21 protein-coding genes and 2 pseudogenes are annotated in these 24597 nt (G+C 51.6%); 19 read left to right on the top strand and 4 right to left on the bottom strand.

Annotated elements, in window-relative coordinates:
* Nucleotides 1-648 precede the first annotated feature (648 nt).
* On the bottom strand, nt 649-1305 hold the full coding sequence (locus IEY46_RS24885) for an SDR family NAD(P)-dependent oxidoreductase (protein ID WP_229750533.1): 657 nt from the start codon (nt 1303-1305) through the stop codon (nt 649-651).
* A 151-nt stretch (nt 1306-1456) separates the two neighbouring features.
* On the opposite strand from IEY46_RS24885, the gene IEY46_RS24890 reads away from it, so the two are divergent.
* The gene (locus tag IEY46_RS24890; protein ID WP_188996285.1) at nt 1457-1903 is read left to right on the top strand and encodes an Lrp/AsnC family transcriptional regulator; all 447 of its coding nucleotides are present in this window, start codon (nt 1457-1459) and stop codon (nt 1901-1903) included.
* Nucleotides 1904-2054: 151 nt separating this feature from the next.
* Nucleotides 2055-2725 (top strand): annotated as a pseudogene (locus IEY46_RS37240) (IS110 family transposase); the annotation flags it as partial.
* A gap of 22 nt (nt 2726-2747) precedes the next feature.
* Here the strand turns inward: IEY46_RS37240 and IEY46_RS24900 are convergent.
* Nucleotides 2748-3167: an exosporium protein C gene (locus IEY46_RS24900; protein ID WP_188996287.1), complete on the bottom strand. Its 420-nt coding sequence runs from the start codon at nt 3165-3167 to the stop codon at nt 2748-2750.
* Between the two features lie 56 nt (nt 3168-3223).
* Between IEY46_RS24900 and IEY46_RS37115 the strand changes: the two genes are divergently transcribed.
* From IEY46_RS37115 to IEY46_RS24965, 13 genes and pseudogenes are all read left to right on the top strand, one after another.
* On the top strand, nt 3224-3577 hold the full coding sequence (locus IEY46_RS37115) for a methyltransferase domain-containing protein (RefSeq protein WP_373288882.1): 354 nt from the start codon (nt 3224-3226) through the stop codon (nt 3575-3577).
* 169 nt (nt 3578-3746) lie between these two features.
* The gene (locus tag IEY46_RS24910; protein WP_188996291.1) at nt 3747-4697 is read left to right on the top strand and encodes a hypothetical protein; all 951 of its coding nucleotides are present in this window, start codon (nt 3747-3749) and stop codon (nt 4695-4697) included.
* Nucleotides 4698-4793: 96 nt separating this feature from the next.
* Nucleotides 4794-5159, top strand: a pseudogene (locus IEY46_RS24915) (P-loop NTPase family protein); the annotation flags it as partial.
* A 179-nt stretch (nt 5160-5338) separates the two neighbouring features.
* Nucleotides 5339-5815, top strand: a complete 477-nt coding sequence (locus IEY46_RS24920) for a GNAT family N-acetyltransferase (protein ID WP_188996293.1) — start codon at nt 5339-5341, stop codon at nt 5813-5815.
* A gap of 525 nt (nt 5816-6340) precedes the next feature.
* Nucleotides 6341-7660 (top strand): outer membrane protein assembly factor BamB family protein, encoded by a 1320-nt coding sequence (locus IEY46_RS24925; protein WP_229750584.1) that lies wholly within the window; start codon nt 6341-6343, stop codon nt 7658-7660.
* 114 nt (nt 7661-7774) lie between these two features.
* Nucleotides 7775-9121, top strand: a complete 1347-nt coding sequence (locus IEY46_RS24930; protein WP_188996297.1) for a GGDEF domain-containing protein — start codon at nt 7775-7777, stop codon at nt 9119-9121.
* Between the two features lie 125 nt (nt 9122-9246).
* On the top strand, nt 9247-10455 hold the full coding sequence (locus IEY46_RS24935; protein ID WP_188996299.1) for a GntR family transcriptional regulator: 1209 nt from the start codon (nt 9247-9249) through the stop codon (nt 10453-10455).
* An 18-nt stretch (nt 10456-10473) separates the two neighbouring features.
* Nucleotides 10474-10686 (top strand): hypothetical protein, encoded by a 213-nt coding sequence (locus IEY46_RS24940; RefSeq protein WP_188996301.1) that lies wholly within the window; start codon nt 10474-10476, stop codon nt 10684-10686.
* Nucleotides 10687-10836: 150 nt separating this feature from the next.
* On the top strand, nt 10837-11601 hold the full coding sequence (locus IEY46_RS24945) for an SDR family NAD(P)-dependent oxidoreductase (RefSeq protein WP_188996303.1): 765 nt from the start codon (nt 10837-10839) through the stop codon (nt 11599-11601).
* A 14-nt stretch (nt 11602-11615) separates the two neighbouring features.
* Nucleotides 11616-14285 (top strand): alpha-L-rhamnosidase, encoded by a 2670-nt coding sequence (locus tag IEY46_RS24950; RefSeq protein ID WP_188996305.1) that lies wholly within the window; start codon nt 11616-11618, stop codon nt 14283-14285.
* The gene (locus IEY46_RS24955) at nt 14282-15262 is read left to right on the top strand and encodes a C-terminal binding protein (protein WP_188996308.1); all 981 of its coding nucleotides are present in this window, start codon (nt 14282-14284) and stop codon (nt 15260-15262) included. Before IEY46_RS24950 ends, IEY46_RS24955 begins: the two co-directional genes overlap by 4 nt.
* A 251-nt stretch (nt 15263-15513) precedes the next feature.
* Nucleotides 15514-16515: a zinc-dependent alcohol dehydrogenase gene (locus tag IEY46_RS24960; RefSeq protein ID WP_188996310.1), complete on the top strand. Its 1002-nt coding sequence runs from the start codon at nt 15514-15516 to the stop codon at nt 16513-16515.
* A 37-nt stretch (nt 16516-16552) separates the two neighbouring features.
* Nucleotides 16553-17203 carry a cyclase family protein gene (locus IEY46_RS24965; protein WP_229750585.1) on the top strand — a complete coding sequence of 217 codons (651 nt, stop codon included), beginning with the start codon at nt 16553-16555 and terminating at the stop codon, nt 17201-17203.
* 149 nt (nt 17204-17352) lie between these two features.
* Here the strand turns inward: IEY46_RS24965 and IEY46_RS24970 are convergent, their stop codons facing one another.
* Together IEY46_RS24970 and IEY46_RS24975 are read right to left on the bottom strand one after the other, a co-directional pair.
* Nucleotides 17353-17862, bottom strand: coding sequence for a DUF3916 domain-containing protein (locus IEY46_RS24970; protein ID WP_188996314.1), 510 nt, complete (start codon nt 17860-17862; stop codon nt 17353-17355).
* A gap of 221 nt (nt 17863-18083) precedes the next feature.
* On the bottom strand, nt 18084-18674 hold the full coding sequence (locus IEY46_RS24975; protein WP_188996316.1) for a YdeI/OmpD-associated family protein: 591 nt from the start codon (nt 18672-18674) through the stop codon (nt 18084-18086).
* Between the two features lie 322 nt (nt 18675-18996).
* On the opposite strand from IEY46_RS24975, the gene iolD reads away from it, so the two are divergent.
* The 4 genes from iolD (at nt 18997) to IEY46_RS24995 (ending at nt 24543) form a co-directional block, all read left to right on the top strand.
* Complete coding sequence (iolD, locus tag IEY46_RS24980) at nt 18997-20856, top strand: 3D-(3,5/4)-trihydroxycyclohexane-1,2-dione acylhydrolase (decyclizing) (protein WP_188996319.1); 1860 nt, start codon at nt 18997-18999, stop codon at nt 20854-20856.
* A gap of 237 nt (nt 20857-21093) precedes the next feature.
* On the top strand, nt 21094-22008 hold the full coding sequence (gene iolE, locus IEY46_RS24985) for a myo-inosose-2 dehydratase (protein ID WP_188996321.1): 915 nt from the start codon (nt 21094-21096) through the stop codon (nt 22006-22008).
* Nucleotides 22005-23015, top strand: coding sequence for a 5-dehydro-2-deoxygluconokinase (iolC, locus tag IEY46_RS24990; RefSeq protein WP_188996323.1), 1011 nt, complete (start codon nt 22005-22007; stop codon nt 23013-23015). The genes iolE and iolC overlap by 4 nt, the downstream gene beginning before the upstream one ends.
* Before the next feature lie 82 nt (nt 23016-23097).
* Nucleotides 23098-24543, top strand: a complete 1446-nt coding sequence (locus IEY46_RS24995) for a CoA-acylating methylmalonate-semialdehyde dehydrogenase (RefSeq protein ID WP_188996325.1) — start codon at nt 23098-23100, stop codon at nt 24541-24543.
* The last annotated feature ends 54 nt before the right edge of the window (nt 24544-24597 follow it).

The following is a 24597-nucleotide window of genomic DNA, read 5'->3' on the forward strand; positions in this document are numbered from 1 at the left end:
GAAGCCTCTCGCTCTTCACAACGTCAGGAAGAGAACAGATATACAAAAAGCTTCGACCGGATCTACGTCAAGAAATATATCACTTGATGAACTCCAACATCCCGAACCAATTCGGTTGAGTCGTTACAGTATGAAATTGGGAAAGTGCGAAATTACAGGCATGTACCTGTTCGCCACCGATGTTCATTGTCACCACTTTACCCCATTGCATCTTGGAGGAAGCGACAAGTTCAGTAACTTACGCATTCTCCACAAAGAAGTACAACAGCTTATTCATCAAACACAAAAAGAGACAATTGACTTACTCATGCATAGACTTGGTATAACGGATTTGATGAAAATCAAAGCCAACCAGTACCGTGAAAGATACGGACTTGAACCAATCTAACTCACCCAAATCTATGAGTAACGAGGAACTTATGATCTAGTACATTCAGTTAGAGGGGACGCGGAGTGCTGGGAAACTGGCACGCTCCGTGTGGAGCAGGGGAAAAGCTGGAGATCACTTCAAATGCTTACCTATTTCAACCGATAGTGTGGAGCTGCCGCAAAGGGTAGCTCCACTTATACACTTATTGACGGGCAGATTTATGCAAAAACAGTTGCCCCAAAGTTCCCCTTAATTTCGCTGCAGATTTAGAGGGAACACTATTGATAGATGAGCTCACGTTCATTCTGCTTTTCATACATTTCCCAATAAGCATGGGCGATTCGATCAGGGTCGAAATTTGTGTTAACCGCAACTGTACCAGCGATTGTGATAGTACCCACATAGATGCCGTAAGGTTCCAATTCTTCACCCAATGTATAGACTAAGCTGCGTAGAGCGGCCTTTCCGATAGACAAAGAAGCCAATTCGTAAGAAGGATACAAGGCAAATCCGCCGCCTGTGAACAAGATCGTTCCGCTCTTCCGTTCGATGAAGTCGGGAATGACTTGTAAAGCGCTACTTAAAGCCCCTACCACATTCACATTTAGATCATCCAACAGCTCGGCCTCTTTTAGTTTCGATGCGGTACCTAGTTTAATTACTGCCGCATTGTAGACTAGCGCTTCTGGGATTCCGTAATCTCTTTTGATATGTTCGAATGCCATTTGAAGAGCAACGGGATCTGCGGCGTTCGCTGTAAATCCATATGCCTCAATATCTTGGGTTTCAAGGCTTCTCACTAGTTCTGCCAATACTTTTTCGTTTCGGGCAACAAGGATAACTTTGAACCCGTGTGAACCGAACTTCCTGGCTACGCTTGAACTCACACCGGTACCTGCCCCAACGATTACAATTACCTTTTTGCTCATGCTCATATGAACTCGCTCCTCGTTTCAATTTACTCCACAAATTATATTTGATAATATAGAGATGTTACATGGTGTAAACAAAGTGTTTTCATTGATTCGCTTAGATAATTAAGAAATAATGTACCGTTCGCTTATACAATATAAGGAAGTGGCTAACTTGGATCAGGTTGATAAGTATATTTTGTTAGCTCTGCAGGATAATGCAAGAATCTCGATGACGGAACTAGGCAAGATGGTCGGGCTAACCCAGCCTGCCGCGACGGAGAGAGTTCGGAGGATGGAGGAAAGGGGGATTATCAGAAACTATCGGACGGTAGTTGCAAGAGAAAAGATAGGTAAGCATGCGATGGCGGTCATCTGGCTGCGAGCAACGAATTGCGAATCTTTCTATGCTTTCTGCCGATCCGCCCAGGAAGTCATTGAGTGCCACAGAATAAGTGGTGGAGAGTACAATCACTTGCTGAAAGTAGTTACCGAGTCGCTGCCAGATTTAGAGATATTCGAAAATCAAATCGTAAAGTACGGGAAATTCGCGACGTCCATCGTACTTTCTTCTCCTATTGATAATAAATCTCTGACCCCGAACGTTCCGGAGCCTAGTTAACAAGTGGGTTAGATAAGCCTGGAGTAAGAGAGACAATTCGAATACAGAAGAAATACGGAGTTTGAAATATAAAAAGACTCCTTGGTATGATGTTTAGGGTCCCAGATGCTGGCCAGCGTCGGATCCAAAAACAAACCAAGGAGACTACAACATGCATTCTACTCAAAATGAAAGAATTAATCAAATCACTTCTTCAACCTTAATTGTCGGTGTAGACATCGCTAAATTCAAACATGTGGCTCGCGCGAAGACTACCGCGGAGTCGAGTACGGGAAGCCAATTGCGTTTGAAAATAATCGAGATGAATACTTCGTTAGCTGGTTCGAGAAACTGGGGGCGGAGCAAGGCTTCCAGGACGTCATTGTCGGCATGGAACCTACAGGCCACTACTGACTGAATCTTGCTCATTTCCTAAGAACACAGCAGGTCAAGTATGGCGTGGTAAATCCGCTACTCGTCAAGAAAAGTAAAGAGTTGGACGACAACTCGCCAACAAAGAATGACGTTAAGGATGCAAAAGTAATCGCTCAACTGGTCAAAGACGGAAGGTACGCTGTACCCAATCTCCCTCAGGGCATTTACGCTGAACGACGGGAAGCAATGAAAATTCGCGATCATCTGTCGACTGATCTGTGAGTGGTGCAAGGACGTGTCCATAATTGGCTAGATCGGTATTTTCCAGAGTTCCTTACGATATTTAAGGATTGGGAGTGTAAGTCAGCCATCCACTTATTAAGCCTTTATTTACTGCCGCATGAGCTTGTTTCTCTTTCAGACGAAACCTTGCTTCTACATCTAAGAGAAGTTGCAAAGCGTGGACTTACTGAAAATTGCAAATAGGGTATTAGGTTCTCGTTTTAACGGCTAACCCACTAAACGATATAGGCCCAACAACATCGGCTCTTGTATTTGCAGTACGGTTTTCTGCTGTGACTGTGTAAACATGGGCACCAGCTCTTACATTTCTATCTTCCGCCTGGAACGTAACTGCATAATTTTGTTCAGAACCAACAGATTCAATACCTTGTTGTGTGTTGAAAATCTCTCTTCCATCGCGGAAGATTCTAAAGAGTATTTGCGCAATGCCAGTGACACCTCGAACACCTACTGTTGCTACCAAATCTACCCGATTGGGTTGTGAATTGACTGGAATCCGTATAGTGATTGTTGCAAGGCGAGATCTTGCTGATCGGATAATAAATGAGTTCGCCAAGTTGAATCTACGGCGTGGCTGGACGGCAGCTTTATCGAGAATACGTACCAAAGTATCAACTCCTCTTGTTTGATATCTCTAGTGTATGTTGGTCAAAAAGAGAATGATTGGACTATCAATTTAATGAGGCCTCTATGGAGGAAATACCAGGATTACCCTTAGATCATTTCGATAAGTCCCTATCAATTTATGCCCTTGGATGGACAGTAAATTTGCAGAAGTCATTAACAAATATATATCGTAGTCTGAAGCCTGATGAAGTATTAGTTCTTAGTTGGGAGCATCCAATTCACAGCGTAGTCGAATACACAGAAGATGAATTGAAATTTAGATGCTCATATGTGAAGGAAGGAATCGAAAAACACGAATCATGGAGAAATACACCGATTGTGATGCATAATAGAAAAGCTAGCACCATTCTTAATTATAAAAAGCCACAAACCTTAAAGTTGTTGAACTAACGCAGAACGATAGCGAGCATTCGTGAGAAAACTAAATCGTACTGAGGGAGCTCTATGAAACCTGAGAAACGGCAGCCGGTCAAATGGCTGCCGTTTCTCAACTAATGGGCAGGATTGTTGAATTGGCTCGCGAAAATTTAGTGTAACGGAAATTACATTGGAGGACATGATGTTGAACCAATCCATATTGAGAGACGGATTAACGATCATCGCTTCATGCAAACAAGAAACAGGTGACATCTGGCAAGCTCATTATGGTGCTGCCGCGATCGGTAGTTACTTTTTCGTTTCAACGAATAATTTGAGACAAGAAATCACTGAACTCATAGCTTCGCAGGCGAGAGCGATGGTACAAAAGATTCTTGGGGTGAAAAGCACTCAACACCGTTCCGATTGTAACACACATACGGCTGAAGCTGACATACTTGAAGCACTTGATAAAACGATCGACGAGCTGCACTGGGTCGGTCATAATGTAATCTACAGCGCAGCAAGTTTGTTGGCTATTCATGAACTAAAAGGTTGGGGAAGTGCTGGGGAAATTGCAGGAATAACCGATCTCATTCTCTCGTTTGAGAGGACGATTCCGGGACGTTCATGGATTGGTTTTACTGCTTCCGAGGTGAAAAGGATGCAGATTACAGATGAAGACGGCTTTCCGACTATATCGAATCCCAAAGAGCTATCATTGCTTGTGCTGGAACAGCTGACCGAGTTCCCCGTCATTTATCGCGCGGAATCACATCATGATTTAATTGGACACATGCTGACTTTCTCACATGCGTTAAACATCTTGTTTGATCTAGGCCATGTCTCCTTTTTCGAAAGAGGATTACTTCCAATAATGAAGCTGATTAAAGTTCTACGCTATAGTCGTAACGTTAAACCTGGAGATTCAATCAAATTGGTTTCGCCTGTCGATCATTTGCCTCTGCAAGCGGCGGTGCGAGTAAACGCGCTGCCGACTGAAATTCAGTTTTGGCAAAAGGACTATAGCGAACAAGATTGGGATTTCGGTCACGTATTTAAATTTTCTCAAAGCTTTTATGACCATTTACGACGAGTGGAGCAAAAGAAAAATTCGTACAGTGAAAACTTTCGGTATATTATAACTCAATAGTCACAACTCGAATGACAATCGCGGGTTTCCGTGGAGAATGAATTAAGCTAAATCGTACTGAGGGAGTTGAATTAAATTCATTTGATGAGGATTAATATGAAAAGAATTGTACTTATAGGTTCTGGAGGTTCGGGTAAATCAACTTTGGCACGCGAGCTCGGTAGGATTTTATCAATTGATGTTCATCATCTGGATGCGATTTTTTGGAAACCCGGCTGGATTAGCACGCCCAAAAACGAGCAAAAAGATGTTCAAGAGAAGCTCGTAAGTCACACAAGTTGGATTATCGACGGCAATTATGGAGGCACAATTGACATTAGGCTGCAGGCGGCTGATACGATTATATTTTTTGATCTGTCGAGGTGGATCTGCTTGATCCGTGTGTTGAAGAGAAGATTCCAGTATCGAAACATGAAAAGAACGGATATGGCTGAAGGCTGCGAAGAAAGAATCAGTCTTAAAAAATCATCATTTTAAAGTCACCGCAGGAAGTTCGTAATTTTGTAGCGGAATTGTTGAAGTAACAGGTCACATGATGGTACGATAACGAATTATCGGATATTGCTTGGAGAAAAAGGATTGACCAGAAAAGATTTTCTCGGTGAGGCTGGGGTATATCGAATGTACGAGGTGGGTATTGTATGGAACTAATCAAGGTTTCCTTTGAGAAGAAAATGATACTACGTAACCTGATGGAATTATATCAGTATGATATGAGTCTATTTGAAGATAACAGTGAAAACGATGTGAACGAATATGGTCTTTTTGACTACAAGTACCTCGACCATTACTGGACAGAAGAAGGGCGTTTTCCCTTCTTTATTATGGAGTCAGGCAAGCTCGCTGGATTTGTTTTAGTTAGGGAAATCGCTGATAGTGAATCGCCTAAAGTTTCAGTTGCGGAGTTTTTCATATTAAGAAAGTATCGAGAACGTGGAATGGGTAAAGAAGTAGCGCATAAAGTGTTTGAGATGTTTAAAGGTAATTGGAGCGTTTCTTGGTTGGAGAAAAATTTGCCTGCGAAGGCATTCTGGACGAAGGTTATAATGGAATATTCGAACGGTAATTATTCAGAATCCTTACAGGCAGGAAACCCATCATTAGAATTCATCTCATAGGGGCTAGTATAAAGGAATTGAATAGGAGGTGCTGTGTCTAAGTGGAATTTATAGAAACTGGAATAAAACTATTTGTGCTTATAATATCTATTTCATTACTCTTTAGCCTGGTACGGTTCCTAGTCCGAAAATATCTAAGTGACTTCTTTCAAGGTTCTTTTAAAATAATAATAAAAATAATTAGTTTGCTCCAAGGAGTTTTTCGCAAAACAAGCTGACTCTTCGCTGGTACATAAAAATAGAGGGGTTGGCTGTGAAGTAAGCACTACCTTACATTAGACAGTAATTCATGTACGGGATTAAGGATTAACCCCGTTACATTTCATATGAAAGCTCAGCGGCACGAATGCCGCGGTCTTAGCGACTGCGGCATCCGTGCCGCTTTTTGCTGACTTGTGTGGAAACAAATCCGGCTGCCGACCCAAGCGAAGATAGCATTCATTCCATTATGGACCGTTAATTATGCTAAAATGAATAAAATCGTATTTCGCCAGATGATCAGAATGAGGCAGGTGAGTGATTCAGATGTTCCACCCTATCAAATGGCTGCCGGGACGGGTAACCGTCATGCTGGCAGCAGTAACTCTCTCCATGTTGGCCGGCTCCGCGGTATATGCACACGTGGATCCGCATACATCGTATGTGGGCAACAATCTCGATACCCCCGTTCAAGTGCCGGCTATCAAGGATTATTGGGCCATGGCCATGGACAAGCCGGCAGATGACGAGGCAATGAGCGGAGGCGCCGTAGCTGCAGGGGAAAACAAGCTGTTTCTGGTGCAGGGCGGCCAGCTGGTGGCTGTTCAGACCCGGACAGGCAAGAAGCTGTGGTCCTTCGGGAGCGGTATCAAGACAACTGTCGTATATGAGAACGGCCGCGTATATGCGGCTGCAAATAATGGTACGCTGTATGCCGTAGATGCCGCTAACGGCAAGAAGCTGTGGACCTCTTCTATACCTAGCAAAGGAGTCTCGCAGCTGTATGTAAATGGCGGGCGGTTGTATGCGCTGAATGGAGATATTCAGGCTTACCGGATTACGGACGGCTCCCTCTTATGGCGCGATGACTATAAAGAGTCTCTGCCGGGACCGCTGTTGTTTGCCGGCGAGCGTGTATTTGCCGCAAATATCGAGTCCGGCGCCTACTCCTACGAGGTGCTGCATGCATTCAATCTGCAGAACGGCAAGGAAGCCTGGAATAAAATGAACAAAGGTTTTCCCATTGCGGTTGAAGGCGATACGGTTATCGTGCAGCGGCAGCAGACCATCATCGACAAAGGGATGCTGACGACGCTGGATACGCTGGGCATCGAGACAGGCAAAGCGATCCAATCCGTTGAATATAATCCGGAGAAGATCGATCTGGATAAACAAGAATTCTATTCCCCGGGATCCGCCTGGATCAGCGGCGATCAGGTCTATATCGCCGTAGGGCTCAAAGTATACGCTTATCCCCGCAATGAGGATCCGGACAAGGCTGCGATGCAGACCTATCTGTCGCCGTCCGCCGGCGATGTCCGTTATGCGCTGGGTCCGTATGCCGGGCGGCTGATCTTCTCGGACAGCCAAAGTGTTTTTGGCGTCAAGCTGGTGAACAAGGGGCCGGTCTTCTACAATGGAGGCCTCTCCAATCCCGTCGCCCGCATCGATCTGATCGGCGGTGGCATGTATGTGGCCCAGACCGATGGCCGCCTGGTCGCCATCGATTTGGTTAAAGCCCAGCCAGTGTCGCAGCTTCTGACCTATGGCCGCGTATTTGGGCCAACCTTTAAAGCGGACGGAATGATTGTCGTACAAACCAAAGGAAAGCTGCTGGCTTTCCCGGAGCCGGCCAGTCTCAAGTAGCAGCCCCGCAATTGACGTCGACAGCCGGATTGCAGGGCTTCAGGCGCGATAGTAAACGTGCGTGCGGCAGCAGCTGCGGCCGTTCTTTAACTCAAACAGGATGGAGATATGTGCATGTCTGATGGACCAACAGCTGCCGCAGAGCAGGGTATCGCCATAGGGGTCATCGGCCCGGAAGTGCTTGTCCGCCAGGTGATGGATACGCTGCGCGCCTTTCCTTCCTTCCAACCTCTGCCAAGGCCTTACCTGGAAGAGGATGAGATTCTGGGGAAATGCCTGGAGCTCATGGATAAGGTGGAGGTGCTGCTGTTCACCGACCCGGTTTCCCACCAGCTTGTGAAGGACAAGCTTCATTTCTCCATTCCGGTTATTCATGTGCCTCTGACCGGAACTGGCCTATACCGGGCGTTGTTCCGGCTGGAGAAACAGGCCGGTCTGACCAGCTTTTCCGTAGATACCCTTTCACCGCAGATCGTGGAGAAAGCGTTCAAGGAGCTGAGCCTGCCCGCTTGTGAAGCGGTTTATTATAAGGATACCGCACATGCTTCGGATGAACAATTGATAGCCTTTCACCGCAAACAAGTGGAGCAGCTTCAGTACCGCGCTGTTTTGACCTGTGTCAGACAGGTGGCTGAGGCGCTGACGAAGCTTGGCATCCCCAATGAATGGGTCATTCCTACCGCGCAGGATACCGTTGTAACTCTAGAGAGAGCCTTGTTATCGACGGAGACGCGGCGAAGCAAGGAATCGCAAATCGTGGTTGGCCTGGTGAATGTCGACGACTTCAACCGGGTGGCCGTCAACAAAGCCTCCGAGCATGAGGTGCAGCGGCTAAAGCTGGATATTCACCGCATGGTGCTGGGTTATGTCGAGACGCTCGACGGCTATATGAGCCACATGGGCGGGGATGAATATCTGTTTATTACGACAAGGGGGATTTTTGAACGGGAAACAGGAGGGTACAAAACGATTCCTCTTGCCCGAGAGGCGGAGAAGCAGCATGGGCTTTCGCTCAGCATCGGCATTGGATTCGGCCGGTCGGCCAATGATGCCGGGACACATGCGAGGATAGCCTTGCGCCAATCGAAGAGTGCCGGGGGCAATATGTGTTTTATTGTCCGCGAGGATCAGAGCATGATCGGTCCGCTGGAAATGACGGAGCCGCTTGCTTATGATCTGTCGCTACTGGATGTTGACCTTTTGAAGCAGGCGGAGAATGCGGGCTTGACCTCGGTTTATCTGAGCAAGCTGATCGCTGCCGTTACCCGTACGGGCAGGACGGACTATATTGCGCAGCAGCTTGCGGCGATTCTGGGCGTCACCGTCAGAAGCACGCACCGGTTCCTGCTTTCCTGGCTGGATGCCGGAATGGTCGAAATTGTCGGCGAGGAGAAAGCTGGCGCCAAAGGGCGGCCCAAGCATATTTACCGGCTGACATTCCTTAAAAATCTAATACGCTAAGGACCGCTTGAGCCCGCACCGGCCATCCCGGCAATAGGCGATACTCTTGTTGAGTGAAACCGGATGGGATATACTCAATATATCCAATTTGCCTATTTCAACTATGAAGGAGCCGGCTTTTAAGAATGAGCACCAAACTAATCCCGTTGTATGCCCAGATACAGAATTATATTCTCGGTCAAATCGAGTCCGCCGCCTGGGGGCCGCATACCCAGATTCCTGCGGAGCGGCTGCTGGCCGAGCAGTTCCAGGTCAGCCGGATCACGGCCAAGAATGCCATCTTGGGCCTGGTCACGCAGGGGTACTTGTATCGGATGAGGGGGAAAGGCACCTTCGTTTCGGAAAGTGGCACCCCGACGAAGCAGGCGGCTTCCGTTGTGAAAGTTCTCCACGGGAAGCCCTCGCCTTCGCCTTCGTCGTCCTCGTCGTCCTCGTCGTCCTTGTCCTTGTCTGCTGGTGTTCCCTCATCCGCATCCAAAAGGCTGATCGGCGTCATCATGCCCTGGATGGAATTTCAATATGCCGCCCGCTTGATCTCCGGAGTGGAGTCCCAGTTGGGCAAGCAGGGGTACCACCTCGTGTTCAAACGCATTGGCGGATCTGAGGAGGAGGCTGCCGCAGCGCTGCGGGATTTGCTCGGACTTCCCGTTGACGGGCTCATTATTGTGGCCACAAGAGGGGGCTATTTTCACGATGATATGATCAGGCTGATTCTGCACAAATTCCCGCTCGTCTTTGTAGAGAAATATGTCAGCGACTATCAGGCAAGCCGTGTCTTTTGCGATACCGAGAAGGCCGGCCGCCTGATGGGGGATTATTTGGCGAGTCTGAATTACAGGCGTATCGGGCTGGTTACTTACCCGCAGACGTATACCGAAGGCGTGAAGGAAAGGTTGTTCGGCTTTCAATCCGCGCTGGTGGAACGGGGGATCCCGCCGGTATCCGGCAGCCGCTGCCTGACGGTTTCCTCCGGCATAGTCGAGGATTCGGAGCCGATTGTACCGGAGGATGTGCCTGCGGAGATAACCGAATTTCTGCGTGGCAATGCCGATCTTGAAGCGATTGCGGCGGTTGATGCGCATTTGATGCGTTATATCGGAAGAGCATTGCGCCAGCTTGGCAGAAGCGGGATAAACCTGATTTGCTTTGACGAGCCCGGATTCGTGCCGGGGGGAATGCTGCCCTCCGCTTATATTGACCAGTCCCCGTCCGAGATGGGGATCCATGCGGCGCAGCTGGTCGTGGACCAAATCGAGGGAACAGGAGAAACCCGCCACATCCGGCTGGATCCAAGGCTTGTGGAAATCAAACGGCTCGCGGAGGTTGGGGAGTAACCGTCAGCATGGTAGAGAATGAAAGTGAGCGGCGGAAGCCGCGCCTGGATACGCAGTGACTGCGCGTATCCGGGCGTGGCTTCTTTGTCTTTGCAGGAGAAAAACCTGGGAGTCATGGGGATGGCGACGGCTTCCCTCCTTGGTACCGCAGGTTCTAAATGCGATACCGCTTCAAGAAAGCCGCCCCGCTCGCCCGAACAACCGCTGATGGCTGATGGAAGGAAAGGGTAACTTCCTGGCTCAACGAATAAAGATAATAATCAGCTATAATGCCATTTCATATATAATTGGATATACATTTTTATTCATAATGGATATATTGACATATAACCAGAAAGTAAATAAGATTTACGAGAGGAAGTCAAGAACCGGAGGTGGCCAATGAGAGGATTGAAGGGCAAGGTGGCTGTTGTTACCGGAGGGGCCCAGGGTCTGGGAGAAGCGATCGCGCTCAGATTGAGCGAGGAGGGCTGTATCGTCTGGCTGCTGGATGTGCAGAACGAAGTTGTGCAGACGGCGGAGAACATTAGCCGCGCTACCGGGAATGCCGTCTTCAGCTCCCGGGTCGATATCGCCGATGAGACCCAGGTGAAGGACTTTTTCTCCAGAATCGCCTCGCAGCATGAGAACGTTCATATTCTGGTGAACAATGCTGCGGCTTTCCTGTTCAAGGGCGTTGAGGCTTCGCCGGAGGACTGGAACAAAATTCTCAGCGTCAATGTGATCGGAACCACGCTCGTCACGCAAAATTGTATTCCCCTGCTGAAGAGGTCCGGCAGCGGCGCTATTGTAAATATGTCATCTGTAAGCGGATTCATTGGGCAGTCCCAGTTTGCCACCTACAATGCCACGAAGTTTGCTATTCGGGGTCTGACCAAATGCTGGGCTGTGGATCTGGCCGACTTTGGAATCCGGGTGAACAGCGTCTGTCCGGGTTATATACGGACGCAGGCTTTCGAGAACAGCTGTATTGCGCTTGGCCTTGATATCGAGGGTGAGAATAAGCGGGTGTCTGACCTGCATATTCTCAAGCGGCAGGGCAGGCCCGAGGAAGTGGCGAGCGCGGTGGCGTTTCTGGCATCGGATGACGCCTCCTTCATTACAGGGGAGGATCTTATGGCGGACGGCGGATATTTGGCCAAATAGGAGGAGACCAGAACATGAGCGATATTAAAGTGATCCAACTGCGTACGGAATATATGGAGCAGCCATACGGGATAGATTCGCCGCGGCCGCGGCTGAGCTGGGTCATTCAATCCTCCGGGCGGGGATTCATGCAGTCCGCTTACCGGGTATTGGTTGCTTCTTCCCCAGAGCGGCTGGATAGCGGTGCCGGCGACCTGTGGGATTCGGGCAAAATGGATTCGGATCAATCCATATTCGTTGAATACGATGGAAACACGCTGGAATCCGGTTCTATTTGCTGCTGGAAGGTGATGGTCTGGGATGCCCAGGGGCATCCTTCTGACTGGAGTGAACCAGGTGTGTGGACAATGGGACTGCTGGCCCGCAGCGACTGGCAAGCAAAATGGGTCGGCTTGGGATACGGAACGGATGAGGTGGGCCGTCCGGCGACCTGCTACCGCAAGCCTTTTGAGATCGGCAAACCTCTGAAGAGGGCCGTTCTATATGCTTCTGCGCTTGGCGCAGCCGAGCTTCACCTGAACGGCGCGCGTCTGGGGGAGGATTGGTTTGCCCCGGAATGGACGGATTACAATATCCGCGTCAATTACCGGACCTATGAGATCACGCATCTGCTTCATGAAGGCGGCAACCTCCTTGGTGGCATCGTAGGAGACGGATGGTACAGCGGACATATAGCGTGGTATGGGCAGGAGCAATACGGCAAGACCCCCCTTCTCCTGCTGCAGTTGCAGCTTGAATATGCGGACGGGACGACCGAAGTCCTCGGCACGGATTCATCCTGGAAAGCAGCCCGGGGGCCCATTCTTTCTTCGGATTTTATGATGGGCGAACAGTATGACGCACGGCTGGAGCATGAAGGCTGGAACGAGCCGGATTTTGATGATTCCAACTGGCGCAGCGCCCGGCAGTTCGGCGATTACCGGGGATGGATCACGGCCTCCGCAAGTCCTCCGATTCAAATTACGGAGCAGCTGGAGCCCGCCCTGCAGACCGCTATGGAGTCGGGCGCGCTGATCGTGGACATGGGACAGAACATGGTCGGCTGGGCGCAGATCAGGCTTCAAGGGCAGCGGGACTCGACGGTTACGCTGAGGTATGCGGAAGTGCTGAATCCGGACGGCACGCTGTACACGGAAAATTTGCGTACGGCGAAGCAGACGGACAGCTATACGCTCAAAGGAGCGGCAGAGGAGGTCTATGAGCCTCATTTTACCTTCCACGGTTTTCGTTATATTGAAATCACCACTTCCCCGGACGTTAAACTGCTCGGACTCACGGGGAAGGTCATTCATAATGCGATGAAGCAGACGGGAAGGATTGCAACCTCGGATCCCGGCGTCAATCAGCTGTTCAGCAATATTATGTGGACGCAGCGGGCCAATTTCATCAGTGTGCCGACCGATTGCCCGCAGCGGGATGAACGGATGGGCTGGACCGGGGATGCGCAAATCTTCTCGCGGACGGCCTCCTATAACATGGATGTGTCCGGCTTTATGGCAAAATTCATGATGGATATTGTGGATGCGCAGCGCGGAACGGGAGCTTTTACGGATACCGTCCCATTTTTGAAAGGGATACCGGATGAGTGTACATTTTTCGCTTCGGCCGGTTGGGCGGACGCAGGCGTGATTATCCCCTGGACGATGTACCGGGTCTATGGAGACCGTCGAATCATCGAAGAGCATTACGGAGCGATGGCCGGATGGATCGCGTATATGAAACGCATGAGTCCGAAGCTGCTTCGCGAGGATTCGCAGAATTTCGGCGACTGGCTGTCGCTGAATGCCGATACGCCATTCGAAGTGTTCTCCACCGCATATTTCGCCTACTCGACCAGGCTGTTTGCGGAAATGGCCGCCATCATCGGCAAAACGGAAGATGCAGCCGCCTACGCCGCATTGTTCGGAGAGATCAAGACGCAGTTCAATGAAGCTTATGTGAGCGGCGATGGACGCATCAAAGGCGAGACCCAGACGGGTTATGCCATGGCATTGTTCATGGATCTGATTCCGGCGGACAAAAGATCCGCGGCTGCAGGCCATCTGGTCCGCGATATTGAAGAGCATGGCTGGCATATAACCACAGGCATTCATGGCATTAAATATTTATTGCCTGTCTTGTGTGATACCGGACATGAGGATGCCGCTTACCGTCTGCTGCTTCAGGATACGTATCCTTCCTGGCTGTACTCTATCCGTCACGGAGCTACGACGATCTGGGAAAGATGGGACGGCTGGACCGATGAGAAGGGCTTCCAGAACCCGGGAATGAACTCCTTTAACCATTATGCTCTAGGAGCGGTCGGGGAGTGGCTATACCGCTATATGGGCGGCATTGATCTGCCTGCTGAGGCAGCGGGCTACAAACATATTCATATCAAGCCTGTCATCAGCGGCCGGCTGGCGAAGGTGGAATGTGAATATGACAGTCTGTACGGCCGCATCAGCAGTCATTGGAGTACGGCGGACGGTTATGCGCATGTAGAAGTTACCATCCCGGCGAATACGCGGGCGGATATCTATCTTCCCGATGACGGGAAGGAACAGATTGAAGAGAGCGGCCTGGCTGTAGCGGATGCGGCTCACATTCTCGATCTGGGAATGAAGGATGGCAAAAGAGTGCTCCAGGCCGGTTCCGGCCATTACCGGTTCCGCATCCGCCTGAAAGAGGAGGCAAGCCAATGAGCGGGAGCACGCTGACCGTTGCCGTAACAGATTATGGCTTTCCCAATCTGGATCAGGAGGAAGCAATTTTGCAGCCGCTTGGCTTCGCTTTTCTTAAGGGGCAATGCAAGACGCCGGGGGAGGTTGCGGCATTGTGCGGGGAGGCCGACGCCATTCTGACGCAATGGGCGCCGCTGACCGCAGAAGCCATCTATGCGCTCAAACGCTGCCGCATTATTGTCCGGTATGGGATCGGTGTGGACAATGTGGACCTGGAGGCAGCGGCAGCGAAGAATATTCCGGTGGTGAATATTCCCGACTATGCGATCCAGGAAGTGGCTGATCATACGCTGGCCCTGATGCTAGGAGCGGTACGGAAGATCCCCCGGGTTGTAGAGCAGGTCCGTGCCGGGGAATGGCAGATTGCCCCCTGCCGCCCGATTATGGGACTCGCGGGAAAAACCATCGGCACAGCCGGCTTTGGCAATATTGCCAGAGCTGTGATCAGGCGAGCCCAGGCATTCGGCCTGAAGGCGATCGCCTATGACCCCTATGCGCCGGAGGAATTATTCCGCGAGCTGGGGGTAGAGCAGGTGGATTTCGAGACGCTGCTTCACACAAGCGATATTCTGTCGCTCCATCTGCCGCTTACCAACGAGACGCGGGGAATTATGTCATTGGCATCCTTCGGGAAGATGAAGCCGTCGGCCTTTCTTGTCAATACCTCACGCGGCGGCATCATCGCCACGGAAGATCTGGTCGAGGCGCTGCAGAAGGGGATGATTGCGGGCGCAGCGCTGGATGTGCTGGAGAAGGAGCCGATTGATCCGGCCCACCCCCTGCTCCAGCTGGAGCAATGCCTCATTACCAGTCACTGCGCCTGGTATTCCGAGGATTCGTTGCTGCGTCTCCAGGAATATGCCGCCCTGGAAATCAAGCGTCTGTTCAACGGGGAATCCCCGCTGCATATTGTTAACGGGGTGAAGGATGCGCCTTAAAGGCGGCAGCCGGTAAACGGACAACAGGCGGGTTTCCGAAGGCGTCCGGCAGTCCGACTGCCGGCGTCTAAACCGGTATCACTGTTGCCAGCCCCAATGTGCCTGTTGCCGGCCTCGGCAAGGACAATACACCATTTAATCATAAGTTCGACAGCTTGCTTCCCGGAAGCAAGTCAAGCTGCGCGGTATAACAGTATGCCGCGGCTGTTCCCGGCAGTTGGATCCGATAAGAGCAAAGGATGTGGTCGCCCATGGAGGCGTTGGTTTATCAAGGACCGGAGCATATCACGCTGGAGGAATTGGATATTCCGGTTCCCGGGGCGGATGAGGTTCTTATTGAAGTAAGATCGGTCGGTATTTGCGGCAGTGAGCTGGAAGGTTATATGGGACATAGCAGCATCAGGGTTGCACCTTTGGTCATGGGGCATGAATTCTGCGGCCATATTGTGAAGCTGGGAGCGAACACGGGCAGCTTGTCCATCGGCGCGAAAGTGGTGGTCAACCCGCTGATCGCCTGCGGCATCTGCGACCACTGTCTTGCCGGCAAACAAAATGTTTGCCGCAGCAGACGCATTATCGGCATTCATCGCCCCGGCGCTTTCGCCCGGTTCGTCACCGCGCCGGCAGCCAACGTGCTGCCGGTTCCGGAGGAACTGGACAGCTCGCTGGCTTCCCTGGCGGAGCCGCTTGCTGTATCCATTCACGCGGTGAAGCTGGGCGTACAGCCGCTGGAAGAGGTGCTGATCTTCGGCGCAGGACCCATCGGACTGCTGACTCTCCAGGCGGCCCGCCATATGGGAGCCGGGCGAATCACGCTGGTGGACCTTCAGGCCTCCCGGCTGGAGCATGCGGCCAAGCTGGGAGCGGCCGTCATCCACCCGGGCGAGCTGGAGAAACGGTGGTCCGGGCTGTTTCCACAGGGGATAGACGTCATCATCGATTGTGTCGGCGTCCAGCCGACGCGCGAGCAGGCGATGAGGCTCGTCAACCCCGGCGGCCGAATTATTATGGTTGGTCTGGGGCAGCAGGTAAGCAGCCTGCCGGTCAATGATCTGGTCAGGCAGGAGATCGCGCTGCTGGGCTCCTATACGTATTCGGACCAGGACTTCCGGCAGGCGCTGGAGCTGATCCAGTCGGGACGGATTACGACAGAGGGCTGGACCCGGAGCCGGAAACTGTCTGAAGGACCGGCCGCTTTCCGTGAGCTGGTAGACGGCAGAGCGGATGTGAGCAAAATTTTTCTGGTGCCATAAGCGGTTTTAAATCCATGCGGAAGGCGGTTGAAGCGTGATGAACACGTTTATCGATTTGTCATTGGATATTTATGAGGGCGCGCCTACGTTCGCCAATGATCCGGAATGCCATGTCACAGCCTATCACACCATTGATTCGCTGGGCTATAACATGACCCAGCTCTCCATGAGCACACACCAGGGAACCCATCTGGATGCCCCCTTTCATTTTGTGAGAGCGGGCAAAACAGTCGAGCAGCTGGATTTGCACAAATGCATCGGCGAGGCGCTGCTCGTTGATCTGTCCCACAAGCAGCCGAAGGAAGCGCTGCAGATTGCGGATTTTCTGCCCTATGAGGAAGGAATCGTCAAGGGGGCGAGGGTCATCTACCGGACCGACTGGGACCGGCAGTTTCCCCAGAAGCATTATTTCTCCGATTTTCCATATATGACGCTGGAGCTGGCCCAGTGGCTGGCCTCCCGGGAGATCGGCATGATCGGCATGGATGTGCCTACGCCGAATCCGGTGGACTTCGATCCTGTCCATCAGGCGCTGCTCGGCGCCGAGATTGTCATTGTGGAGGGACTGGCCAATCTGGCGCAGATTCAAGCCAGCCGCTTCTTCTTCATGGCGGCGCCGCTGAAGATTGTTGGAAGGGACGGATCGCCGGTGCGGGCACTGGCGATGCTGGATGATGGAAGCCGGTAAACCATCCGTGTTTTGCGAATAATGCCTTAAAGAAGGGTGCGGTTTGAAGCTGCCGATTTGGCGGCCTTGCCGGACCCTTTTTTAATTATCTCTGTTAAATTTTTTTGACTAAGAAGAGAGACGTATGAACTTAGATGTCCCTTAAAGTTTTATTTTAATTCCCCTATAAACCAAATTTCACCTTCATAGTGGTATCCAGCCTCATCAGTAATTACTTCTTTGAAACCTGATAGTTGCAAATCATCAGGAACAGATAATTTCCATTCCTTTTGAATGTTTCTGTTATCAGATAGATGAAGCCACCTTTGATATTCGTCATTCCTGTTAAAGAAATCTTTAAAATGGGAGTCACCTTTAAATATAATAATTTGCGAACCCCATAAGTCAGGTAAATCAACTGCGACTACAACACGATATTGTTCTTTGTCATTTGGCTTCAATCCAATTAGATGTTCAGCTCTATCCAAAAGTGTTTGAATGCAGAGTCGTTTGATTTTTTTTGGTGTTTTGTCGGAATTTATAAAGTCTTGAGCAACTGGTAGGTGCAGATGCCAGTATCCATTGTAAAATTCTGTTGGGAACTCTAATGTATTTTCTTCAATTCTTTCAATCATTTTATTAGACTTCCGTTTAATTCCTCGGACTTTTTTCTCTCGCATACTATTTTTCCTCATTTTTATTTATTTTAACTGAAGGTTCTAAGAAACCAGCTCAAAAAATGGTCGAGGTATATAGTTGCCACGCCCTTAAAACGGTCCATCCAGCCTTTGAGACGGCTCGTGCCTCGAGGCACGCATCTTCTAGCCGGCGGATGCCGTTCTGCAGAGGGCAATCACCTGCGTATCCAGCAGGGCGGAAGAATCGCCATCCTGCAACGGTTCTAATCATTTAATCCCTTTCCATTGAGAATCTGCTGCATATATTTTTGAACCCTGGACTCTCGGGTTTTGGGTTGTTTGGGTTCAGAGAAATAAAGCAAGTATGCTCTTTGCCGTCCCGGCGTCAATGCTTCAAAAGCCGTTTTCAAGGCAGGGATTTCAGCGAATTTATGTTGAAGTTCTTCAGCAATTTTGAATTCTGTATTCGTTTTAAAATTTACTTGCAAACCTGCTTTTTCAACTTCAATGGCTTCATAAATATAGGATCTCAAGATGGATTCCTTCTCAATAATTTCTTGCACATTGGTGAACCGAATCTGGCGCGCCGCCTGCACATTCTCCGTTTGCTGGATTAGAATCCCATGGGCATCCTGCAACAAGGCACCTTTGTGAAACAGAAGCGCACAATATTCTTTAAATCCATGGATGATAACGATGTTGTTGTTCTCAAACGTATAACAAGGATGCATCCACTTAAATTCTTCGGTCAGCTCACAGTCAAGAACGATCTTTCTTAGCTTCTCATATTCTTCCTTCCACTTTTTGGCCTTGCTAATAAATGCATCAACCTTAGGATTCATGCTGGTTGTCATCAAGGAACACCCTCTTCATCACATATTTCTGGATTGTCCCCATAATCTCTCCACAACCACCATTTGTCAACTCGGCGGCTAGCCCCAGTGCGCATTACCCGGCCGGGCTGATGCGGCGTTGAGACGTTGCGTCGCTGCATGCCGGTGATGGCTATAAGCGCGGTCGTATGGCAAAAAAAGCGGATCAAAGAAAAAGGTTGATTCCGCATTCCATTCCGACCTATAATAAGTTAAGCGCTTTACTTATTGATAATTATACCTGGTTAGTTGTTAATGATATTAAATGGAATAAGCGCTTAATCCAATTGCTGAGGAGGATCATATGAGTACTATCCGTTTGACGATGGCACAGGCTCTTTTGCGCTTTCTGGATAATCAATATCTTTCCATCGATGGCGAAGAAACGAAATTTGTTGCCGGTGTGATGGGGATTTTCGGTCATGGCAATGTGACGGGGATCGGTGAAGCACTGGAGCGGAGCGCCGGCAGCCTGCAGTATATACAAGGAAAAAGCGAGCAGGGCATGGCCCATGCCGCAACCGCGTATGCCAAACAGAAGAACCGCAGGCAGATTTTCGCCTGTACCTCATCTATCGGCCCGGGTGCTTTGAACATGGTGACGGCAGCCGGTACCGCTACGGTAAACCGTATCCCGCTGCTGCTGCTGCCCGGCGATAATTTTGCTTCCAGGCAGCCCGATCCGGTTCTGCAGCAGGTGGAAGTGGTCTGCGACTACACCGTTGCGGCTACGGACTGCTTCAAGCCGGTGAGCAAATATTGGGACCGGATCATCCGTCCCGAGCAGCTCATGAATGCAGCTCTGAATGCGATGAGGGTGCTGACGGATCCAGCCGAGACCGGCGCGGTTACGCTGGCGCTGCCGCAGGATGTCCAAGCGGAGGCTTATGATTATCCCGAGGCATTCTTTGGTAAGCGCATTCATTATATTGAAAGGCGCGTGCCGGACCGTGAATCGCTGGGACGTGCCGTGTCGTTGATCCGGTCCAAGCGGCGGCCACTCATTATTGCCGGGGGCGGAATCCGTTATGCTTCGGCTATGGAAGAGCTGCAAGCCTTCGCCGAATCGTTTGGCATCCCCGTCGCGGAGACGCAAGCGGGCAAAGGCGTTTTGTCGTGGAAGCATCCTCTGAATGTCGGAGGGATTGGCGTGACGGGAGGGCTGGCAGCAAACAAACTGGCCAAGACGGCGGATTTAATCATCGGCGTTGGAACCCGTTATTCGGACTTTACGACAGCATCGAAGTCTGCTTTCCATCCTGACGTGCAGGTTCTGAATATCAACATCAATGCGATGGACTCCGCTAAGCTTGGCGGGGCGGCGTTGACTGCGGATGCGAAGGAAGCCCTCTCGGTGCTGAAGGAACAACTGACGGCTGAGAGATATGCTGCCAATTACGGGGAAGAGATAACCATTCTGAGAACGGAATGGGAGAACGAGGTTGACAGACTGTACGGGCTCGAACGGGAAGACGGCCTTGCACAGACCCGCGCTCTGGGTGTAATCAATGAAACCGTCGGGGAAGATGCCGTTGTGGTGTGCGCCGCGGGCAGCCTGCCGGGCGATCTCCAGCGTCTGTGGCGCGTTGGCAGGCCGGGCGGCTACCACCTTGAATACGGGTTCTCCTGTATGGGGTATGAAGTCAGCGGGGCGTTCGGCGCCGCACTCGCGGAGAAGGACCGGGATGTCTACGCGCTTGTGGGAGACGGCAGTTATCTGATGCTGCACTCCGAGCTGGTTACAAGTCTCCAGGAAGGCCGGAAGCTTACGGTGCTGCTGTTCGACAATCATGGTTATCAGTGCATTCATAATTTGCAAAAGGGACATGGCAGTGACGGATTCGGCAATGAATTCCGCTACCGCGAGTCGCAAACAGGCCGTTATACGGGCGGATTCATGCCGATAGATTTTGCCGCTCATGCTCGCAGCCTGGGGGCCGCGGCCTACAAAGCGCAATCCGCGGAGGAGCTGCGCGAGGCGCTCCTTAAGGCGAAGGAAGAGACGGTCACGACGCTGATCGAAATCCCGGTTATTCCGGGAACGAATACCGACGGGTACGAGTCCTGGTGGAATGTGGGCATTCCGGCCGTTTCCGGGAGCGGCAAGGTGCTGGAAGCGCATGCGGAAATGCAGAAAATGCTGCGGACGGCAAAAGCTTATTGAGCGCTAAGTACAAGAAAACTCAGCTTATGCTTCCGATGCGAGTTTTCTTGTTGCAGAGGAGCATATTCAAGGAAGTACAAGAAAACTCAGCTTATGCTTCCGGTGTGAGTTTTCTTGTTGCAGAGGAGCATATTCAAGGAAGTGCAAGAAAACTCAGCTTATGCTTCCGATGCGAGTTTTCTTGTTGCAGAGGAGCGTATTCAAGGAAGTACAAGAAAACTTTTAGGAGGTTACGTCATGTCATTTCCTTTTCAATTAGGCGCCCATCCTATCAACTGGGTCGGCGAGGACGTGAAGGAGCATGGGGATGCAACGGGCTATGAGCAGATCCTGGACGATATTCAGTCGCTGGGTCTGACGGGTACGGAGATGGGGCGCAAATATCCCAAGGATATCGCACTCCTGAAGAAGGAGCTGTCCCGGCGGAATATCCGGCTGGTTTCCCAGTGGAAATCGGTCCTGTTCTCGGATCCCGCCTACCGCCAAAGCGAGCTGAAAGCCTTCCGGGAGCATGCCCAATTTCTGCAGGATATGGGCAGTACGGTCATCAGCACCTGCGAAATCGGCGGTTCCCAGCATTTTGACCCGAGACGCTCCTCCTCTGAGCGTGAGGTGCTCAGACTGGACGACGCCGGCTGGAGCAGTCTGGCGGAAGGATTGAACGCGGCCGGCCAAATCGCCCGGGAGTATGGGATGAAGCTGACTTATCACCATCATGGAGGCACCGTGGTCGAACGTCCGGAGGAAATCGACAAGCTGATGGAGCTGACCGATCCGGCCTCCGTCTATCTGCTTTTTGATACGGGCCATGCACTTTACGGCGGAGCCGATCCCCTGACGGTTCTGCGCAAGCATTATGACCGGATCGCTTACGTTCATCTCAAAGATGTCCGTATGGAGGAGCTTGAACGGGCCAGGGCCGGGCAATGCGATTTCATTACCTGTATCCGTAACGGGGTCTTTACGGTTCCTGGAGATGGCGTCATTGATTTCCGTCCGATTCTTGAAGAACTGGTAGTCAGAAACTACAGCGGCTGGGCGATGCTTGAAGGAGAGCAGGATCCTGCTATTCATCCTGCTCGCGAGTATGCGGCCAAGGCGATTGCGTATCTGCAATCCATCCTGCCGGACGGGGCGGGTGGCCGGCGATGAGCGACGTTACCTTTCCCGCAGGAAGAAGCTTTGATTTTACGGCGATCGGCCGTCTCTGCGTCGATTTGAACGCCAATGAGATCAACCGTCCGATGGAAGAGACGATGAGCTTTACCAAATACGTCGGCGGTTCGCCGGCCAACATCACTATCGGAATGAGCCGGCTGGGCCTTCGAACGGCTTTCATCGGCAAGATCGCCGATGACGCCATGGGGAGGTTCATCACCGGCTATCTGGAGAAGAACGGAATCGACACGGCCAACGTGGTCACGGACAAGACGGGTGCGGTAACGGGACTTGCTTTTACGGAAATCAAAAGTCCAACCGACTGCAGCATTCTGATGTACCGGGACAACGCGGCCGACCTGAAGCTCAGCCCCTCCGAGGTGAACGAGGAATTGATCGCGGGGAGCAGCGTGCTGCTTATCTCGGGAACGGCGCTTGCGGCAAGCCCTTCCCGCGAGGCTGTTTTTCTGGCGCTCGACTATGCGCGAAAGCACGGGACGACAGTCGTATTCGATATCGATTACCGTCCGTATACGTGGAAATCGGCAGAGGAAACCGCCGTCTACTATAATCTGGCGGCGGAGAAATGCGACATCATCATCGGCACGCGGGAAGAGTTCGACATGATGGAGCGGTTCGAGCCGAATCCGGAGCGAAGCGACCTGTTTACGGCCGCCAAATGGTTCAATTATTCCACCGGCATCGTCATTATTAAGCATGGCAAGGAAGGCTCCATCGCTTATACGCGGGATGGCGCGGAGCATCGGGCCAAGTCCTATCCGGCCAAAGTGGTGAAGACCTTCGGCGCAGGCGATTCCTATGCGGCGGGTTTCTTATACGGCATTCTGTCCGGCTGGAGTATCGAGCGGAGCATGGAATACGGCAGCGCTGCGGCATGCATCGTAATCTCCAGCCACAGCTGCTCGGACGCCATGCCTACCGCCGAGCAGGTCGATACCTATATCGAGCGCTGCAACCGCGGCGAAATTACGGCAAACTGACGAGAGCAGACCGCGGGCGATCTTCGAGGTCCTTCTGGATGCAACCTTGTTCAACATCATCTACGGAAATGGGGAGACATACATGACACAGACGCTTAAAAACTGGATCGGCGGCGAATGGATCGCCGCGACTGCCAAGGGAACCGAGGACGTCTATAATCCGGCCACGGAAGAAGTGCTGGTGAAGGTGCCGCTTTCCGTACAAGCGGATGTCGATTTGGCGGTTCAGGCGGCGAAGCAGGCTTTTCCCGCCTGGAGCCGCACGGCTGTACCGCGCCGTGCGCGCATATTGTTCAAATATCAGCAGCTTCTGGTGGACCATTGGGAAGAACTCGCGAAGCTGGTCACGCTGGAGAATGGTAAAAGCTACAGCGAGGCATACGGTGAAGTGCTCCGGGGCATCGAATGCGTCGAATTTGCCGCCGGTGCGCCATCCCTCATGATGGGCAAGCAGCTGCCGGACATCGCAACGAACCTGGAATCCGGCATGTACCGGTATCCGATCGGCGTTGTGGGCGGCATCACGCCATTTAACTTCCCGATGATGGTGCCCTGCTGGATGTTCCCGCTGGCTATTGCCTGCGGAAACACCTTTGTGCTGAAGCCGTCCGAGCGGACGCCGCAGCTGGCCTGCCGGCTGGCCGAGCTGTTCCATGAAGCGGGACTGCCCGGCGGCGTGCTCAATATTGTGCATGGTGCCCGCGATGTCGTGAACGGCATTCTGGAGCACAAGGACATTCAGGCTGTTTCTTTTGTCGGCTCGCAGCCTGTTGCCGAGTATGTGTATACGACGGCTTCGAAGCACGGCAAAAGAGTGCAGGCGCTGGCAGGCGCCAAAAATCATTCCATTGTGCTCCCCGACGCCGATCTTGACCTTGCTGTGAAGGAAATCGTCAACGCCGCTTTCGGCTCGGCGGGCGAGCGCTGCATGGCTTGCGCGGTCGTTGTCGCTGTCGGCGAAATCGGGGATGAGCTTGTCCGGAGACTGACGGATGCCGCAGACCGTCTGATTATTGGGAACGGTTTGAACGAAGGCACCTTCCTGGGACCGGTTATCCGGGCGCCGCATAAGGACCGGACCCTCCATTATATTGAATCCGGAGAATCCGAAGGTGGCATGCTGGTCCGGGATGGGCGCAAGGACGCAGCGGCAGACGGACAGGGATATTTTATCGGCCCTACCGTGTTCGACAAGGTCAGCTCGGAGATGAAAATCTGGAAGGACGAAATATTTGCCCCGGTTCTCTCGGTGATGAGAGCCGATACGCTGGAAGAGGCGATCGAAATAGCCAACCGCTCGGAGCTTGCCAACGGCGCCTGCCTGTTTACGCAGAACGGCAGCAGCGTACGCCAGTTCCGGGAGACGATTGATGCGGGCATGCTGGGCATTAATCTGGGCGTCCCGGCCCCGATGGCTTTCTTTCCTTTCTCGGGCTGGAAAAAATCGTTTTACGGGGATCTGCATGCCAATGGCAGCGATGGCGTTGAGTTTTATACACGCAAAAAAATGGTAACCGCCCGCTGGTAGCCAGCGAAATTCCCGGCGGAAGAAAGAATGAAGTGGTTGGAGCGGAGGACGATG

The organism is Paenibacillus nasutitermitis (genome assembly GCF_014641075.1).
GTDB classification, from domain to species: Bacteria; Bacillota; Bacilli; order Paenibacillales; family Paenibacillaceae; genus Paenibacillus_Z; species Paenibacillus_Z nasutitermitis.